The organism is Arthrobacter sp. alpha11c (assembly GCF_054149985.1).
In genome coordinates this window covers 2737270-2752572 of sequence record NZ_CP196747.1, presented here as the reverse complement: position 1 = coordinate 2752572, position 15303 = coordinate 2737270, and the positions used below count along the sequence as shown (strand labels likewise).

General features: G+C 62.6%; 17 protein-coding genes. 11 read left to right on the top strand and 6 right to left on the bottom strand.

Annotated elements, in window-relative coordinates:
- Positions 1–52: 52 nt before the first annotated feature.
- Positions 53–784: an HAD family hydrolase gene (locus tag ACTAQJ_RS12425; protein ID WP_498702188.1), complete on the top strand. Its 732-nt coding sequence runs from the start codon at positions 53–55 to the stop codon at positions 782–784.
- Positions 785–809: 25 nt separating this feature from the next.
- On the opposite strand, the gene ACTAQJ_RS12420 is transcribed toward ACTAQJ_RS12425, so the two are convergent.
- Genes ACTAQJ_RS12420 through tmk form a run of 3 tightly spaced genes read right to left on the bottom strand, consistent with a single transcriptional unit; the run spans position 810 to position 4248 of the window.
- The gene (locus ACTAQJ_RS12420; RefSeq protein WP_498696493.1) at positions 810–2417 is read right to left on the bottom strand and encodes an alpha/beta hydrolase; all 1608 of its coding nucleotides are present in this window, start codon (positions 2415–2417) and stop codon (positions 810–812) included.
- Positions 2418–2425: 8 nt separating this feature from the next.
- The gene (locus ACTAQJ_RS12415; protein WP_224094467.1) at positions 2426–3577 is read right to left on the bottom strand and encodes a DNA polymerase III subunit delta'; all 1152 of its coding nucleotides are present in this window, start codon (positions 3575–3577) and stop codon (positions 2426–2428) included.
- Complete coding sequence (gene tmk, locus ACTAQJ_RS12410; protein ID WP_498696490.1) at positions 3574–4248, bottom strand: dTMP kinase; 675 nt, start codon at positions 4246–4248, stop codon at positions 3574–3576. The genes ACTAQJ_RS12415 and tmk overlap by 4 nt, the downstream gene beginning before the upstream one ends.
- Before the next feature lie 74 nt (positions 4249–4322).
- Here tmk and ACTAQJ_RS12405 point away from each other — a divergent pair, with 74 nt between their 5' ends.
- The gene (locus tag ACTAQJ_RS12405) at positions 4323–5507 is read left to right on the top strand and encodes a trans-sulfuration enzyme family protein (protein WP_431118410.1); all 1185 of its coding nucleotides are present in this window, start codon (positions 4323–4325) and stop codon (positions 5505–5507) included.
- 10 nt (positions 5508–5517) lie between these two features.
- On the top strand, positions 5518–5859 hold the full coding sequence (locus tag ACTAQJ_RS12400) for a DUF2516 family protein (RefSeq protein ID WP_216921243.1): 342 nt from the start codon (positions 5518–5520) through the stop codon (positions 5857–5859).
- A 6-nt stretch (positions 5860–5865) separates the two neighbouring features.
- On the opposite strand, the gene ACTAQJ_RS12395 is transcribed toward ACTAQJ_RS12400, so the two are convergent.
- Positions 5866–6687 carry a class I SAM-dependent methyltransferase gene (locus tag ACTAQJ_RS12395; RefSeq protein ID WP_498696488.1) on the bottom strand — a complete coding sequence of 274 codons (822 nt, stop codon included), beginning with the start codon at positions 6685–6687 and terminating at the stop codon, positions 5866–5868.
- A 131-nt stretch (positions 6688–6818) separates the two neighbouring features.
- Here ACTAQJ_RS12395 and ACTAQJ_RS12390 point away from each other — a divergent pair, with 131 nt between their 5' ends.
- Complete coding sequence (locus ACTAQJ_RS12390) at positions 6819–7565, top strand: phosphoglyceromutase (protein ID WP_431118414.1); 747 nt, start codon at positions 6819–6821, stop codon at positions 7563–7565.
- Positions 7566–7657: 92 nt separating this feature from the next.
- Here the strand turns inward: ACTAQJ_RS12390 and phoU are convergent, their stop codons facing one another.
- Positions 7658–8311 carry a phosphate signaling complex protein PhoU gene (gene phoU, locus ACTAQJ_RS12385; protein WP_431118415.1) on the bottom strand — a complete coding sequence of 218 codons (654 nt, stop codon included), beginning with the start codon at positions 8309–8311 and terminating at the stop codon, positions 7658–7660.
- Between the two features lie 190 nt (positions 8312–8501).
- Here phoU and ACTAQJ_RS12380 point away from each other — a divergent pair, with 190 nt between their 5' ends.
- Positions 8502–9752, top strand: a complete 1251-nt coding sequence (locus ACTAQJ_RS12380; RefSeq protein WP_431118417.1) for a sensor histidine kinase — start codon at positions 8502–8504, stop codon at positions 9750–9752.
- Between the two features lie 57 nt (positions 9753–9809).
- Positions 9810–10490 (top strand): winged helix-turn-helix domain-containing protein, encoded by a 681-nt coding sequence (locus tag ACTAQJ_RS12375; RefSeq protein WP_431118419.1) that lies wholly within the window; start codon positions 9810–9812, stop codon positions 10488–10490.
- 126 nt (positions 10491–10616) lie between these two features.
- Here ACTAQJ_RS12375 and ACTAQJ_RS12370 read toward each other — a convergent pair whose 3' ends face one another.
- On the bottom strand, positions 10617–11174 hold the full coding sequence (locus tag ACTAQJ_RS12370; RefSeq protein ID WP_498702186.1) for a hypothetical protein: 558 nt from the start codon (positions 11172–11174) through the stop codon (positions 10617–10619).
- A gap of 293 nt (positions 11175–11467) precedes the next feature.
- Here ACTAQJ_RS12370 and ACTAQJ_RS12365 point away from each other — a divergent pair, with 293 nt between their 5' ends.
- The 5 genes from ACTAQJ_RS12365 (at position 11468) to cysS (ending at position 15272) form a co-directional block, all read left to right on the top strand.
- Positions 11468–11950 (top strand): CarD family transcriptional regulator, encoded by a 483-nt coding sequence (locus ACTAQJ_RS12365; protein ID WP_011690592.1) that lies wholly within the window; start codon positions 11468–11470, stop codon positions 11948–11950.
- A gap of 122 nt (positions 11951–12072) precedes the next feature.
- A complete protein-coding gene (gene ispD, locus ACTAQJ_RS12360) occupies positions 12073–12855 on the top strand; it encodes a 2-C-methyl-D-erythritol 4-phosphate cytidylyltransferase (protein WP_431118420.1) in 783 nt (260 codons plus the stop codon).
- Positions 12855–13418 (top strand): 2-C-methyl-D-erythritol 2,4-cyclodiphosphate synthase, encoded by a 564-nt coding sequence (gene ispF, locus ACTAQJ_RS12355; RefSeq protein ID WP_498696482.1) that lies wholly within the window; start codon positions 12855–12857, stop codon positions 13416–13418. Before ispD ends, ispF begins: the two co-directional genes overlap by 1 nt.
- Entirely contained in the window at positions 13411–13767 is a 357-nt protein-coding gene (locus ACTAQJ_RS12350) for a hypothetical protein (protein ID WP_498696480.1), read from the top strand. The genes ispF and ACTAQJ_RS12350 overlap by 8 nt, the downstream gene beginning before the upstream one ends.
- Before the next feature lie 35 nt (positions 13768–13802).
- Entirely contained in the window at positions 13803–15272 is a 1470-nt protein-coding gene (gene cysS, locus ACTAQJ_RS12345; protein WP_498696478.1) for a cysteine--tRNA ligase, read from the top strand.
- Positions 15273–15303: the final 31 nt, after the last annotated feature.

The following is a 15303-nucleotide window of genomic DNA, read 5'->3' as shown; positions in this document are numbered from 1 at the left end:
GTAAACCAGCCACGCAACCAGCCGAAGGGACCACACCATGACCGGGGACGCAATGACCGGGGACGCACTGACCAGGGATACCAGCCACACTCCCACGCGGCTGCGGCTGGCTGTGGTGGACATGGTGGGGACAACCATTACCGATGAAGGACGCACGGAGCGGGCCCTGTCCCGCGCCTTGGCCGAGCACGGCGTGGAGCCGGGCAGCAGCCGCTTCGAGAGCATGCTCGGATACGCACGTGACACCATGGGCTTCTCGAAAATGGCCGTCTTCGGGGACCTTTTCGGTGATGCGAGCGTGGCAGAGAGCGCAAACAAGGTCTTCGAGAAGACCTACGACGAGTTGATCGAGGACGGTGGTATCCGCGCGATTCCGGGCGCGGAGGATGCCATTATCTGGATGCGGGAGGCCGGCATGCAGGTATGCCTCGCCACGGGCTTTGGCCGCCACACGCAGAACATGGTCCTCGAATCACTGGGTTGGATGGGCTTGGCGGACCTTAGCTTGTGCCCGGCAGATGCCGGACGGGGCCGCCCCTACCCTGACATGATCCTGACGGCGTTGCTCGCCTTGGACCTGGACGATGTCCGTGAGGTGGCCGTCATAGGAGACACCAGTTCAGACATGCTCTCAGGGGTCCGCTCGGGCGCATCGCTGATTGCCGGCGTCCTCACAGGTTCCCACTCCGAGGCGACGCTCCGCGCAGCTGGCGCCACCGTCGTTGTGGATTCGATCAAGCAGCTCCCGCTCCTGCTGGAGAAACGCGAAGCCAGGCACCTCTAGCTTCGCTACTTGCGTCGCAGGGGACCTAGCACTGGAGCCCGTCCTGCGGCAGCTTGCCGTCAACAAAGTAATCGTCGACGGCGGTGCTGACGCACGAGTTCGAGCGACCGTAGGCTGTGTGCCCCTCACCTTCCCACGTGACAAGCGCGGCGTTTTCAAGCTGTTTGCGCAGGGACTGTGCCCACTCCAGGGGGGTGGCCGGGTCTCCCGTGGTGCCGATAACGACGATGGGGGCGGATCCGGTGTAGTCCACGGGTGCAGGCGTGCGGGTGTTCTTGTACGGCCAGTCCTTGCAGGTGACCCCGCCGTAGGCGAAGAATGAGCCGAATGTTGGTGATTCCTGCTTGAGGCGGGTTTCCTCAGCCCTCATCCCGGCTGTATCACTGACCATCGGGTAGTCGAGGCAGTTGATGGCCTGGAACGCGAATGCCGAGTTTGAACTGTACGTACCATTGGCCTCGCGGTCGGCACCGAGATCGGCGATGCGCATCATCTGGGAGACGTCGCCGGAGAATGCACTGTCCAGGGCCTGGGTCAATGCCGGCCAGCTTTGGTCGTCATAGAGCGGGAGGAAGAGCCCGTTGACAAACTCCGTCCCGGTCACCAGCCTCCCGTCCTTGGCTGTTTGGGGGTTCTGGTCCACTGCGTTGATGAGATCCCTGATTTCCTGGACTCCGTTGTCAACGGACCCACTGAGGGGGCATTCCTTTTGACGAAGGCAATCATCGACGTACGTGCGGAGGGCCTTTTCAAACGCTTTTGCCTGCCCCGCAGTCAGTTCCTCGTTGCTGATGGACGGGTCCACGGCACCGTCCAAGACGAGGTGCCCGACGTTTTCTGGGAACAGTGACGCGTACGTGGAACCCAGGAACGTGCCGTAGGAATAGCCAAGGTAATTGAGCTTGGCATCGTTGACCACGGCGCGCAGGACGTCCAGGTCCTTGGCAGCACTGACGGTATCAATGTGCTCCAGCACGGGTCCGGTCTTCTCGACGCACTTCTCAGCCAGGGACTTGTTGAAGGCCAAAGCGGCGGCCAGGCCTTGGTCCGTGTCCTTCCGGAATACTTTTTCGCGCGCGGCATCGCGTTCGGCATCCGACATGCACGTGACCGGAGCGGACCGCTTGACGCCGCGGGGGTCGAAGCCCACCATGTCGAAGTTGGCGCGCAGCTTTTCGGTGAAGTGCGTGTTTCCCGCATCCTTGACGAAATCGACGCCGGAGCCGCCCGGACCTCCGGGATTGACCAGGATGGAGCCCTTCTTGGTGCCCGTACTGGGTAACTTGATGGCGGACAGCGTGATCTCGGCGGAGTCCGGATTGCCGTAATCCAAAGGAACCTTGACCTCAGCGCACTGGAACCCGTCCTCACACGAGCTCCACTTCACGGACTGCGAATAGTACTTTTCGAGGTCTTTAGGCGCCGAGGCCGCAATGGACGGGTCAACAGTGCTGGTGCTCGGCTTGGCCGTAGGTGTTGGGAGGAACGGCAAGGAGCAGGCACTGAGCACCAGCAGGGAGGCAAGGGCCAAACAGATGGCCATGAGACCCCGCTGGCCGCCCCCGGCCGCAGCAGGCTGGACAGACCGGTCCCTTGAGGGGGTACCGGCGGGCCGGCGAGGTGCGGACTTCATGGATTCTCCTATTGCTGGATGAGGCTCGTCGCCATGGACTCGACCGCCAACAGCGGCGCAACGTTGGTGGTGGTAATGCGGACACGGGCCTTGTTGATCGCGTCCATCCGGGCGAGGGTCGCTTCCGGGGTGGAGCGGGCGGCGTATTCTTCAAGATCGCTCTTGAGCTCAACGTTGACCAGCTCTACGGCGTTCCCCAATTGGATGATCAGGACATCACGGTAGAAGGACAACAGATCGGTTAGTGTGCGGTCCAGCGAGTCGGTGATGGAGCGCTTGGCGCGGCGTTTTTGGTCGTCCTCCAGCTGCCTCACCTGGCTCCGCATGGACGGTGGCAGCGTTCCGGACTCCGGTGCACCCAGGCTTGCCAGGAGCGCAATTTTCTCGGCGGCGTCGCGTTCATCATTGGAGCTGTTGGCTTCATCGGTGGCGATCTTGACGAGCTTCTCCGCCATCATCACCGCTGCCGTCACCCCACGGAGCCCCAGGGGGATGCGAACCGTTTCGAGACGGCGTTCGCGGGCGTCCGCGTCACGGGCCAGGCGGCGGGCAATCCCGATGTGGCTTTGCGCGGCACGGGCAGCCCGGTCCGCGAGCTCAGGATCGATGCCGTCGCGCCTCACCAGCAATGCTGCGACGTCGGAGGCTGGGGGAAGCCGCAGGCTGACGGGACGGCAGCGCGAGCGGATCGTAACCAGCACGTCTGCCGGCGATGGGGCGCACAGCATCCAGATGGTACGCGGAGTTGGTTCCTCGATGGCCTTCAACAAGACGTTGGTGGTTCGTTCCGCCATGCGGTCCGCGTCCTCAACGATGATGATCCGCCAACGGCCAGTGGCGGGGCGGTCCCCGGCCTTTGAAACAAGTTCGCGGGCCTCGTCAATGGTGATGGTGACTTTTTCGGTCCGCACGAAAGTCACATCAGAATGCGTCTCGCCGAGGATCGTGTGGCACGCTGCGCACTCGCCGCAGCCACGCAAAGTGACGTCGTCCTGCTCGCAGTTAAGCGCGGCGGCGAAAGCCTTGGCAGCATTGGAACGGCCCGATCCCGGAGGACCGGTGAAGAGCCAGGCATGAGTGAGGCCGGTTTCGCCCTGCGCTGCCTGCTTGAGCTGGGCAACCACCGGCGCCTGGCCTTGGAGGTCGTCCCAAACGCTCACAGGTGGTTCCCTGAAACACGCTCGCCCAGCCCGCGCTCAGCCAGCAAGGATTCCACCCGTTCAAGGATCTGCGCGGCCAGCGTCGCAATGTCTGATTTGGCAGGCAGCACCAGGTAACCCGAGGGAGCAGCAGCTGCGAGGTCAAGGAAGGCATGGCGGATGGTGGAATGGAACGCGTCCGGTTCCGATTCCAAACGGTCCTCAGCAGCCGCGCCGGCGGTGCGGCGTTCGCGGCCGTCGGAGGGCTCGACGTCGAGCAGTACAGTCAGGTCCGGATGGAGGCCTTCCGTGGCCCATTCGTTGAGGGACAAAACACCCTCTGCCCCAAGCCCGCGGCCAGCACCTTGATAGGCAACGGACGAGTCAATGTAGCGGTCCGTGATGACAACCTGCCCCGCTGCAAGCGCCGGGCGGATCACCTGGCTGGCGTGCGCCGCCCGGGCCGCCGCGAACATCAGGGCCTCTGTGCGGGCATCGATGGTGCCGTGGCCATGGTCCAGGACAAGGGAGCGCAGCTTTTCTCCGATGGGCGTGCCGCCGGGTTCGCGGGTGCGCACCACGGACAGGCCCCGCGATTCGAGGGCGTCGCAGAGCCGGGCAGCCTGGGTGGACTTGCCGGCTCCATCTCCGCCTTCGAACGCGATGAAAAGGCCGGGGCTCTGAATACTCACTTGTCTAGCCTACCGATCAGGGGCAAACCGTAACGGCTTTCATCCACAGGCTCGCCCACGACTACCCTGAAACCATGAGCCTTTCCGATCAGCGCGCTGCCGATTTGTCCCCGGAAACCGTTGTGGTGGCTGCGGGCCGCCCCGAGCGTAAACACGATGAACCGGTGAATCCGCCCATCGTCCTGTCCTCCACATACTTTGGAACTGGTTCTCTTGGCGACGGCGATCGCGGCTATGGTCGCTACGCCAACCCCACCTGGGACCCGTTCGAGGACGCCCTGGGCAAGCTGGAAGGCGCTGCGCTGCCCGGCTTGCTCTACGCATCCGGGCTCGCTGCAGTCAGCTCGGCTCTCTCCTTGGTACCTGCCGGTGGCGTTGTTGTCATGCCATCACATAGTTACTCAGGCTCGTTGGTCATGGCGACGGAACTTGCTGAGAAGGGCTTCCTGGACCTGCGAATCGTGGACATTACGGACACGGAGGCCGTGAAGGCCTTGATCAGTCCGGAAGAGGGCAAAGCCGCGGACCTGCTCTGGCTGGAAAGCCCCACCAACCCCATGCTTGGCATTGCCGATGTGCGGGCGCTCACCAACGCTGCCCACGCTGTGGGCGCGATCGTGGTCACGGACAACACTTTCTCCACGCCGTTGGTGCAGCAGCCGCTAAGCCTGGGCTCCGACGTCGTGCTTCACTCTGTGACCAAGTACCTGGCGGGCCATTCCGACGTCGTCCTGGGCGCCTTGGTGACTTCCAACCCGGAACTGCGGGCAACGCTGCTCCACCACCGCATCATCCACGGCGGCATCGCCGGCCCGTTCGAAGCATGGCTTGCGCTCCGCGGACTGCGCACCCTCGCTTTGCGGATCGAGCGTTCGCAGGCGTCCGCGGCAGTGCTCGCCGAGCGCCTCAGCACCCATCCGAGGGTAGAGTCCATCCGTTATCCGGGCCTCACGACGGATCCGGGGCATGAGCGCGCCAAGGACCAGATGAAGGGCTTCGGTTCCATCCTCTGCATCCAGATCGCCGGAGACGAAGCCCGCACTGGCGCTGAGGCGGCCGATGAATTGGTCCGAGCGCTTCAGCTCTGGCTCCCGGCGACATCTTTGGGTGGGGTTGAGTCGCTGATCGAACGTCGACGCCGGCACACAGCTGAGCCGGTCAGTGTCCCGGAGAACCTGGTTCGTTTGAGCGTGGGGATCGAGAACGTGGAAGACCTCTGGTCCGACCTCGAGCAAGCACTGAAGTCGCTGGACGGTTAGGCTAAGGGGCGTGGACGGAAAATTCTTGATCGCGATTGTCACCAACGCGGTCTACTTCATCCTTGGCTTGGTGGCCGTTGTCCTTGAGCTGTGGGCTTTTGTCGACTGCCTGCGCCACCGGCCAACCCTGTTCGTGGCCGCCTCCAAGCGGACCAAGACGTTCTGGTTGGCCCTCACCGGCGTTGCTTTTGCCATCGGCGCGTTGACCCTCTTGAGCGGTGGAAGCGGTCTCGGCCTCTTCGGCATTGCTGCAGTGACCGCATCCTGCGTATACCTTGCGGACGTCCGTCCAGCCGTCCGCGAAGCAGGCAGCGGCGGCAACCGCAACGTCGGTCCCTACGGCCCCTGGTAAAGAACGCTACTTAGGCGCAACCGCGTCCCACGCCACCGTAACTTCACCCAGGCGCCACCGCGACGGACCATCCTGAAGCGGCCAGCCGGCGTCGCGCAGTAAGCGGCACATTCCTGTCCAGCGCTGCCGGTTGCCGAACGACGCCAGTGGCGCGACGTCCAGCCAGGCCTTGTCCATGGCCCTGAGGAATGTATGGATGGGTTCGCCCGGCACGTTGCGGTGGATAAGGGCCTTGGGCAGGCGCTCGGCCACTTCCGAGGGCAGCTCAAAACTGCCGAACCGCACCGAGAAACTAAGGCTCAGGGGGCGATCCCGGTCCAGGGCCACCCACGTGACGCACCGGCCGATCTCATCGCAGGTGCCATCAATGAACAGGCCGCCCGGAGCCAAGCGGGACTGAACCAGCCCCCAGATTCCGGCCACGTCCGCCTCCTCGTACTGACGGAGCACATTGAAGGCCCGCACAAGTATGGGGTCGCCGTGAACCGGCACTTCGAAACCGCCTACGTGGAAGCTGAGTCCGGGGCGTTCCAGCGCCTTGGCCGTACGCACCCTGTCCGGCTCAATCTCGATCCCGCAGACCCGCACATCCGAACGGACCGCCTGAAGCCGCTCAAAAAGTTCGACGGCGGTGGCTGGCGAGGCGCCATAGCCCAGGTCCACAACCAAAGGGTCGACGGCGGCGCGGAGCCGCCACGCCTGCGGACCGGCGAGCCACCGATCCAGGCGGCGCATACGGTTCGGATTGGTGGTGCCGCGGGTGACGTTGCCAACAGGCTTCCCGCTCCGACTTCGGGAAGTACTGACCCGTTCCGCTTTTTGCACCACGGCCCCACTTTATCCTGCAACGCGGGGTCAGTTACGGCCCCTTCGGAGGCGTCTAATGGGCCATAAGTGACCTCGCGTTGAGAAACGTAACGCCCGGCAAGGCACAGGACCCCTCGGCTAGGATGAAAACCATGACTTACAAGCTGATTCTGCTGCGCCACGGCCACAGCGACTGGAACGCCAAGAACCTGTTCACCGGCTGGGTGGACGTAGACCTGAACGACCAAGGCCGCGAAGAAGCAGTGCGCGGTGGGGAACTCCTGGTTGAGAACAACATCCTCCCGGACATCCTGTACACCTCCCTCCTGAAGCGGGCCATCAACACTGCCAACATGGCACTGGACAAGGCCGACCGCGGCTGGATCCCGGTCAAGCGCGACTGGCGCCTCAACGAGCGCCACTACGGTGCGCTGCAGGGCAAGGACAAGGCCCAGACCCTCGCCGAATTCGGCGAAGAGCAGTTCATGGAATGGCGCCGCAGCTACGACACCCCGCCGCCGCCCCTGTCCGACGACAGCGAATTCTCGCAGGCACACGACGTCCGCTACAAGGACCTCGGCGACGCCCTCCCGCGCACCGAATGCCTCAAGGACGTCCTTGTCCGCCTCCTCCCGTACTGGGAATCGGACATCAAGGAAGACCTCAAGGCCGGGAAGACCGTCCTGGTGACCGCGCACGGCAACTCCCTGCGCGCCCTGGTCAAGCACCTGGACGGCATCAGCGATGACGCCATTGCAGGACTGAACATCCCCACGGGCATCCCGCTGGTCTACGAACTGGACGAGGACTTCCAGCCGATCAACCCGGGCGGCACGTACCTGGACCCCGAGGCGGCAGCAGATGCAATTCTGGCTGTAGCCAACCAAGGCAAGAAATAGGGCTTCGCGGCACTAGCTACGAGGCAGTTTTAACGACGGCGGCCGGTCACCTCAGGTGACCGGCCGCCGTCGCTGTTTATGCATGTGCTGGGCTAGAAGCCCTCAGGCTGCCATTCGCCCGTGACGAGGTACGTGACCTTGCGGGCAACGGAGACGCCGTGGTCGGCGAAGCGCTCGAAGTAGCGGCTGGCCAAGGCCACGTCCACGGTGGTGGAGGCAGTTTCGTTCCAGTCCGGGGAAGCGATCGCCTTGAAGACGCTGAGGTGGAGGTCGTCCACGGCGATGTTGATCTTGAGGATGTCCCGGGCCACCTCAAGGTTGCGGGTCTCGAGGAGTTCGATGACCTTGGCCGTGATGTCGATGTCGTGCTGGGCCATCGCCTTGAAAGTCTGTGTCAGGGACGTCGGGATGACGGTGGCGGGGTAGCGGAGTCGGGCCAGCTGCGCTACGTGGCGGGCCAGGTCACCCATACGCTCCAGCGATGCGCTCATCCGGAGCGAACCAACAATCATGCGTAGATCGCTGGCAACGGGGCCTTGCAAGGCCAAGATGTCGATGGCCCGTTCGTCGAGGCTGTTCTGCAGGAAGTCGATGCGTGCGTCTGCCGCGATGACGTCCTGGGCAAGATCGACGTCGGCGCCTTCGAAGGCTGTACTGGCCTTCGTGATTGCTTCGTGAACCAGTTTGGAAATCTCGACGAGGTCGTCACCGACCTGGGTGAGCTCCTCCTGAAAAACCTTGCGCACTAAGGCGTCCTTTCCTTGGAAATCCTGTCCCATGGTGGGGTACGGATTTCAAAAACTATTGGCAGTCCAACCAGTAACTGTGTCAGGAGCCAGTGAACGGTTGCGCACCTTTAGATGAACGTTAGTTGAACCGCCCCCGTTTGGCACCGGATCAACACTTTGGCGTGATTCCAGAGCATAAGCTGGACACGTGGATCCATTGCTCATAGGTGTCGTTGCAGGCTTGGTTGGCCTGTCACTGGGCGTCTTTGGCATGCTCGCTTTCAGGATCAGCGAGCGGCAGCGCAGGATCGTGGACCTGGATGTTACCGAACCCCTGCTTCCGGAGGGTGCAGCGGAAGTGCTTGCCGTCGTCGGCCGCGCGTTTGTGGTGGTCGATGCGATCGATGGCGTGGTCCGCGCGAGTCCGGCAGCGTACGCCTACGGCCTGGTCCGCGGCCACACCGTGGTTCACAAGCAGCTCCTGGACATGACCGCAAAAGTCCGCCGCGATGGCGTGATTCTGGAGCAACAATACGAGCTTCCCCGAGGGCCTCTCGGCAAGGGCACCATCGTGGTCCAGGTGCGGGCAGCCATGCTCGGTTGGGAGTACATCCTGCTGCTGGCCGACGATCGTACCGAGATCACCCGCACCGAAGAGATCCGCAACGACTTCGTGGCCAACGTTTCCCACGAACTCAAGACGCCGGTGGGCGCTATTTCGCTCCTGGCCGAGGCATTGGAAGCCTCGCCTGACGACGAGGAAGCCGTACGTCGCTTCGCCAAACGCATGCATAAGGAATCCGGACGCCTCGCAGCGCTGGTCCAGGACATCATTGAGCTTTCCCGGCTTCAGGGCGCAAATGTTGCCCAGCAAGGCCACACGGTGGACATCAACACTGTGATTACCGAGGCAGTGGACCGCTCGCAGCTCCCGGCCGAGAGCAAGAACATCCAGATTATGGTGGGTGGCCATTCAGATTCCCTGGTGTTCGGTGACAGGGACCTGCTGGTCACCGCCCTGCGCAACCTGATCGACAACGCCATCCGCTACTCGCCGGAGAACACCCGGGTAGGCGTCGGAGTCCGGACCCGGGAGGGCGTCGTCGCTATATCAGTCACGGACCAGGGCGAGGGCCTGACCCCCGAAGACCAGGAACGCGTCTTCGAACGCTTCTACCGGGTGGATGCTGCACGCTCCCGGCATACCGGTGGCACCGGCCTGGGCCTCAGCATCGTCAAGCATGTTGTGTCCAACCATGGGGGCGAGGTCACCGTGTGGTCCCAGCCTGGTCAAGGCTCAACGTTCACCATCCGATTGCCCGAGATGGAGGGCCAGGACGACGACGCCGGCCTCCCGGCTCCTGCTGCATCTGCGGCTGCATCCCCGGAGCTACCAGCGGCGGGTGGTGCCGCCGTCGAAACCCACCACACGACTCAGCAACCGCATCACGCGAATTAACCGCATTCGGGAATCAACAAGGGGCGCCGGCGGCGCCCAAGAGCAAGGAGCCAGCGCTTGAGCAGGATTTTGATAGTGGAGGACGAAGAGTCCTTCAGCGACCCCCTGTCCTACCTTTTGGGCAAAGAGGGATTTGACGTCGAGGTAGTGGATAACGGCACCGACGCCTTGGTGGAATTCGACCGTAATGGTGCCGACCTCGTCCTGCTGGACCTCCAGCTGCCCGGAACACCGGGTACGGAAGTGTGCCGTCAGCTGCGCCAACGTTCCAGCGTGCCGGTGATCATGTTGACCGCCAAGGACTCGGAGATCGACAAAGTGGTTGGCTTGGAGCTGGGTGCCGACGATTACGTCACCAAGCCGTATTCCTCACGCGAACTCGTGGCGCGGGTACGTGCAGTACTTCGCAGGCAGGGCGAGCCTGAAGAGCTGATCGCCTCCACAGTGCAGGGCGGGCCGGTCCGCATGGACATCGAGCGCCATGTTGTGAGCGTGAACGGCGAGCAAGTATCACTGCCGTTGAAGGAATTTGAACTCCTTGAAATGCTGCTCCGCAATTCCGGACGTGTGCTCACCCGGGGCCAGCTGATTGACCGTGTGTGGGGTTCGGACTACGTAGGTGATACCAAGACGCTTGATGTCCATGTAAAGCGCCTGCGCAGCAAGATTGAGCCGGATCCGTCCGTTCCGAGGTACCTGGTGACGGTGCGTGGATTGGGCTACAAGTTCGAGCCGTAAAGCTTCAGCCAGCCAGCCTTCAGTCAGCAGACACTCTCAGCAGGCTGACAGCAGACAAGGACGAAGGAAGGGTTCCGCCGCAGCGGAACCCTTCCTTTTGTTGTCTTGCTTGTAGCTCGCCGCCTGCTAGTGGCCGGCAGCTGCAGATTCGGTGGCCGTCGGCGTTGCGGTCGACCTTGCCGTGGAAGTCGAAGACGGAGTTGCCGAGGCGCTCGAGGAGGGCAGGTATTCCTTGTACTCCGGGAGCGTGCCATCAACTACGGGAACGTTGATTTTTGCCGTGTCCGAACCACTGCGAATGGTTACCGGGCTCAGTCCACCGGGCTTGGTACCGGCGGAGCTAAGGACCGCGGCGTCGGCTTCGCTATTCAGGTACGTCTCCGAGTTGGCCTTGACGGGAATCTCCGTCTGGGCCCCATTTGCACCACTGATGGTCAGGGTGGCATCCGAGTTGGACTTGTTGAACACTGCGCCGATCACGCGGCCGGGCTGGTTCTCGCCGGAAGCGACGATCAGCATGTTGCGCAACTGCAGCTGGCCGAGATCTGCTTTGACCCCGTCCGATGCTGAGTACTGGTGGGAAGTCTGCTGGGCGTTGACGAAGCCACAGCCGGTAACGGACAGAAGACCGACGCCGATTGCAGCCGCCGCAATTGCCAGCTTGCCGCGCTGGACAGGGTTCATCGCAGTAATGCGCACGACACCTACTCCTCAAGAGTCATTGGAACACTTTTCAGCCATAGCCTATCGGCAAAGCGGCCGAAATAAGGATTCGAGAAGGCATTGTGGCGAACGCGACCGGGAAGATCCGACGCGCAGCTTGCTTCCGTGAAGCATCTTTCGGGGCTCACGTCAAGGGGTATGGCGAGCTCGTTTGGGGCCTATTTCCCTTTATTGGCGCGGCTGGACAGCCCGTCGGGTGCCAGTCGTATGCCTTAATCGTGATAGACTAGTCTGCGGGAAAGGGGAAAGTCCACATGGTTTTTGAGGTCGGCGAGACAGTAGTTTACCCTCACCACGGTGCAGCAAAAATTGAGGAAATCAAGATGCGCACCATCAAGGGCGAAGAGAAGATGTATCTCAAGCTCAAGGTGGCTCAGGGTGATCTGACCATTGAAGTTCCAGCAGAGAACGTTGACCTTGTTGGGGTCCGGGACGTAGTGGGCAAAGAAGGCTTGGAGCACGTATTTGACGTTCTCCGCGCCGAGTTCACTGAAGAGCCTACCAACTGGTCACGTCGTTACAAGGCGAACCTGGAGAAGCTTGCTTCGGGCGATGTCATCAAGGTGGCGGAGGTCGTTCGCGATCTTTGGCGTCGTGATCACGATCGCGGCCTTTCCGCAGGTGAGAAGCGCATGCTGGCCAAGGCGCGGCAGATTCTGATTTCAGAACTGGCCCTGGCTGAGAAGACAGACGAAGAGAAGGCAGCAAGCGTTCTTGACGAGGTCTTGGCTTCCTAAGAATTGATACCCGGTGGTGCGAAAGCGCCGCCGGGTTTCTTTTTGCCACAAAGTACCCAGAGGTACTTGATGATCAAGTATCTTGAGGCATTTTCAAGTAGTTTCCCAGTAACCTTGGGCGCATGAGTATTCCTTCCAAGCGCGCTGTTACGGCGGTGATCGTGGTGGCTGCCGGCTCGGGCGAACGCCTCGGCTACGGCATGCCCAAAGCCAAAGTTCCGCTGGGTGGCGAAACCATCCTGATGCACGCCCTTCGAGGCGTTGTCGCTGCCGACGTCGCTCGCCAGATCTGCGTCGCCGTGCCTAAGGGGGATACGGAACTCCGCCAACTGATTGCCGGGTTCACGGTTGAACTGGTAGATGGTGGCCCTGAAATAACAGTTGTCGACGGCGGGTCCACCCGCGCTGATTCCGTCCGCGCCGCTTTGGCTGCTTTGGAGGATGGCACCGAAGCCGTGCTCGTCCATGACGCAGCCCGCGCGTTGACCCCCGAGCGCGTATTCCAGCGCGTCGCCGATGCTTTGGCCTCCGGCGCCAAGGCCGTCATTCCAGCCATGCCTGTGGTGGACACGATCAAGACCGTGGCCCAGACCAGCGCTTCGGACTCTGGCATAGCCCCGGAAGTTGTCACCGGAACCGCACCCCGGGAACAACTCAGGGCAGTTCAGACTCCCCAGGGTTTCGATCTCGCCACGCTGCGCCGGGCGCACGACGCCGCGGAGCTCTTTGATGACAAGCAGGCCGCCGCAGTCACCGATGACGCCATGCTGGTTGAGCTTCTGGGCGTTCCGGTCCACGCCGTCCGCGGGGCCAGCCAGTCGCTGAAGATCACTACGCCCCTGGATCTCATCATTGCCGAAGGCCTCCTCGAGGGCCCCCTTGGAATGCGCTGGGTGGAAGGCTGATGGCGGCTCAGCAAGCTGCCGGCCTTGCCGGCCCTTTGGCCATGCCCCGTACCGGAATCGGCGTCGACGTGCACGCATTCGCGCCGGAGGGCGATCCCCAGCCGCTCTGGTTGGGTGGCCTCTTTTGGGAAGGTGAGCAGGGGCTGTCAGGACATTCCGACGGCGATTGCGTCGCCCATGCGGCTGCCGACGCCCTGTTTTCCGCGTGTGGAATCGGTGACCTTGGTACCCACTTCGGCACAGACCGTCCCGAGTTCGCCGGCGCCTCCGGGGTAAAGCTCCTCGGTGAGGCTGCACGGATAGTCAGGGCCGCAGGGTTCGAGATCGGCAATGTCGCCGTCCAGTTCGTAGCCAACCGTCCCAAGTTCGGCCCCCGCCGCGAAGAATCCCAAAGGGTTCTGAGCGAAGCCGCGAACGCACCCGTCAGCGTCACGGCCACCACCAGCGATGGTTTGGGATTTACTGGCCGCGGCGAGGGAATTTCTGCGGTTGCCACCGCCCTCGTTTACCCCGTCCAAGGAGCAATCCAGCCGGGTTCCACTGAAGGTGGGCTGAATGATTAAGGTACGTTCCGGCGTCGTGCGTTCTGCCATGCTCTTGTCCGCGAGTGTGGTTGCTGCGCTCCTGCTCGGCGGCTGTGCCGGGACCCCGAAGATGGATGTGAAGGCCAGTTGCGAGTTCCTCAACAACGACACGTTCAAGCCCGACGGCAACCAACAGCAGCAGTCCAAGCAGATCGCTGCCCACTATCACGAGATCGCGGACAAGCTTGCTCCGGAAATTGGCGATCCCATCAAGGAGATGGCCGCCATCATGGACAAAGCCGCGGCTTCGTCGCTCGGGGCGGCAACGCAGGAACAGCAACAGCAGCTGACCGTGCACTTCAACAAAATCGGCGAGTACTGCAAGTAGGCAAGTCATGCCGCGTCATCGGCTAATCTGGAGCGGTGACCCTGCGCTTCTATGACACCGCCTCCGCCGAAGTCCGCGACTTCGTTCCCCTCGAACAGGGCAAGGCCAGCGTGTACTACTGCGGGGCTACTGTTCAGGGCATGCCGCATGTGGGCCACGTCCGGTCCGCAATCGCGTTTGATCAACTGACGCGCTGGCTCGAATTCCGTGGCCTCCGTGTCACGGTAGTGCGTAACGTCACGGACATCGACGACAAAATCCTGGTCAAGTCCGAGCAATCCTTCGGCCCGGACTGGGCTGCCGAGCCAACAGCGCGGAAGGACGAGGAATGGTGGGCTTTGGCCTACCGCTACGAGCAGGAATTCGAGAACGCCTACGAATCCCTCGGGGTCCAGCGGCCAACGTACGAGCCCCGTGCCACGGGGCACATCCCGGAAATGCACGCGCTGATCCAGCGGCTGATCGATCGCGGCCATGCCTACCCAGCGCTGGACGACTCCGGGGATGTCTACTTCGACGTCCGCTCCTGGAGCAAGTACGGTTCGCTGACGCGGCAGAACATTGATGACATGCAAGGCGCTCCCGACGCCGACCCCCGCGGCAAGAGGGATCCGCGCGACTTCGCGCTGTGGAAGGGTTACAAGGACGGCGAACCCGTCACCGCCAAATGGGAATCCCCCTGGGGTGCCGGACGACCCGGATGGCACCTCGAATGCTCCGCCATGGTCACCAAATACCTGGGCACCCGCTTCGACATCCACGGTGGGGGATTGGACCTCCGATTCCCGCACCACGAAAACGAGATGGCCCAGTCCCAGGCTGCAGGCGACGAATTCGCCAATTTCTGGATGCACAACGGCATGGTTACCTACGAGGGCGAAAAGATGTCCAAGTCCATCGGCAACACGGTGAGTCCTGCCGAAATGCTTGAGTTGGCCTCGCCCCGCGTGGTCCGCTATTACCTTGGCCAGGCCCACTACCGTTCGGTGCTGGACTACCGGCCTACGTCGCTGCAGGAAGCCGCGGCCGCCGTCGAACGTATTGATGGCTTCATTGCCAAAGCCTCTACCCGGCTCAAGCAAGAGATGGGTGCGCCGAAGAGCTACGCCGAAGGTGCGCAAGCACACATTCCCGCCCCTTTTGTTGACGCCATGGATGACGACCTCAACGTCCCGCAGGCGCTCGGCGTTCTGCACGAGACTGTTCGGGCCGGCAACACGGCCTTGGCGGCCGGTGACCTCAAAGCAACCATGACCGCGCTGTACAGCGTTGTGTCAATGACCGAGGTCCTTGGTTTGGACTCCGTAAAGCAACCTGAAGCTGTTCAGGGGCGCGAGCACGCTGCGCTCACGGTCCTTGTGGAAGCCCAACTCGAGGCCCGCGCCGCAGCCAGGGCCAATAAGGACTGGGCCGCGTCCGACGCCATTCGCGACACCCTCGCGGCCGCCGGGGTCGTCGTCGAAGATGGTGCGGAAGGCGCTACCTGGAGCCTGAAACGCGACTGACAAACCGCCACCACGGCCGAATTGCATTGGG

Excerpts from the sequence above, each read along its gene's own strand:
- ACTAQJ_RS12425 (WP_498702188.1), top strand. The coding sequence starts at position 53 with ATGACCGGGGACGCACTGACCAGGGATACCAGCCACACTCCCACGCGG.
- ACTAQJ_RS12420 (WP_498696493.1), bottom strand. The coding sequence starts at position 2,417 with ATGAAGTCCGCACCTCGCCGGCCCGCCGGTACCCCCTCAAGGGACCGG.
- ACTAQJ_RS12405 (WP_431118410.1), top strand. The coding sequence starts at position 4,323 with ATGAGCCTTTCCGATCAGCGCGCTGCCGATTTGTCCCCGGAAACCGTT.
- ACTAQJ_RS12390 (WP_431118414.1), top strand. The coding sequence starts at position 6,819 with ATGACTTACAAGCTGATTCTGCTGCGCCACGGCCACAGCGACTGGAAC.
- ACTAQJ_RS12370 (WP_498702186.1), bottom strand. The coding sequence starts at position 11,174 with ATGAACCCTGTCCAGCGCGGCAAGCTGGCAATTGCGGCGGCTGCAATC.
- ACTAQJ_RS12365 (WP_011690592.1), top strand. The coding sequence starts at position 11,468 with ATGGTTTTTGAGGTCGGCGAGACAGTAGTTTACCCTCACCACGGTGCA.
- ispD (WP_431118420.1), top strand. The coding sequence starts at position 12,073 with ATGAGTATTCCTTCCAAGCGCGCTGTTACGGCGGTGATCGTGGTGGCT.
- ispF (WP_498696482.1), top strand. The coding sequence starts at position 12,855 with ATGGCGGCTCAGCAAGCTGCCGGCCTTGCCGGCCCTTTGGCCATGCCC.
- ACTAQJ_RS12350 (WP_498696480.1), top strand. The coding sequence starts at position 13,411 with ATGATTAAGGTACGTTCCGGCGTCGTGCGTTCTGCCATGCTCTTGTCC.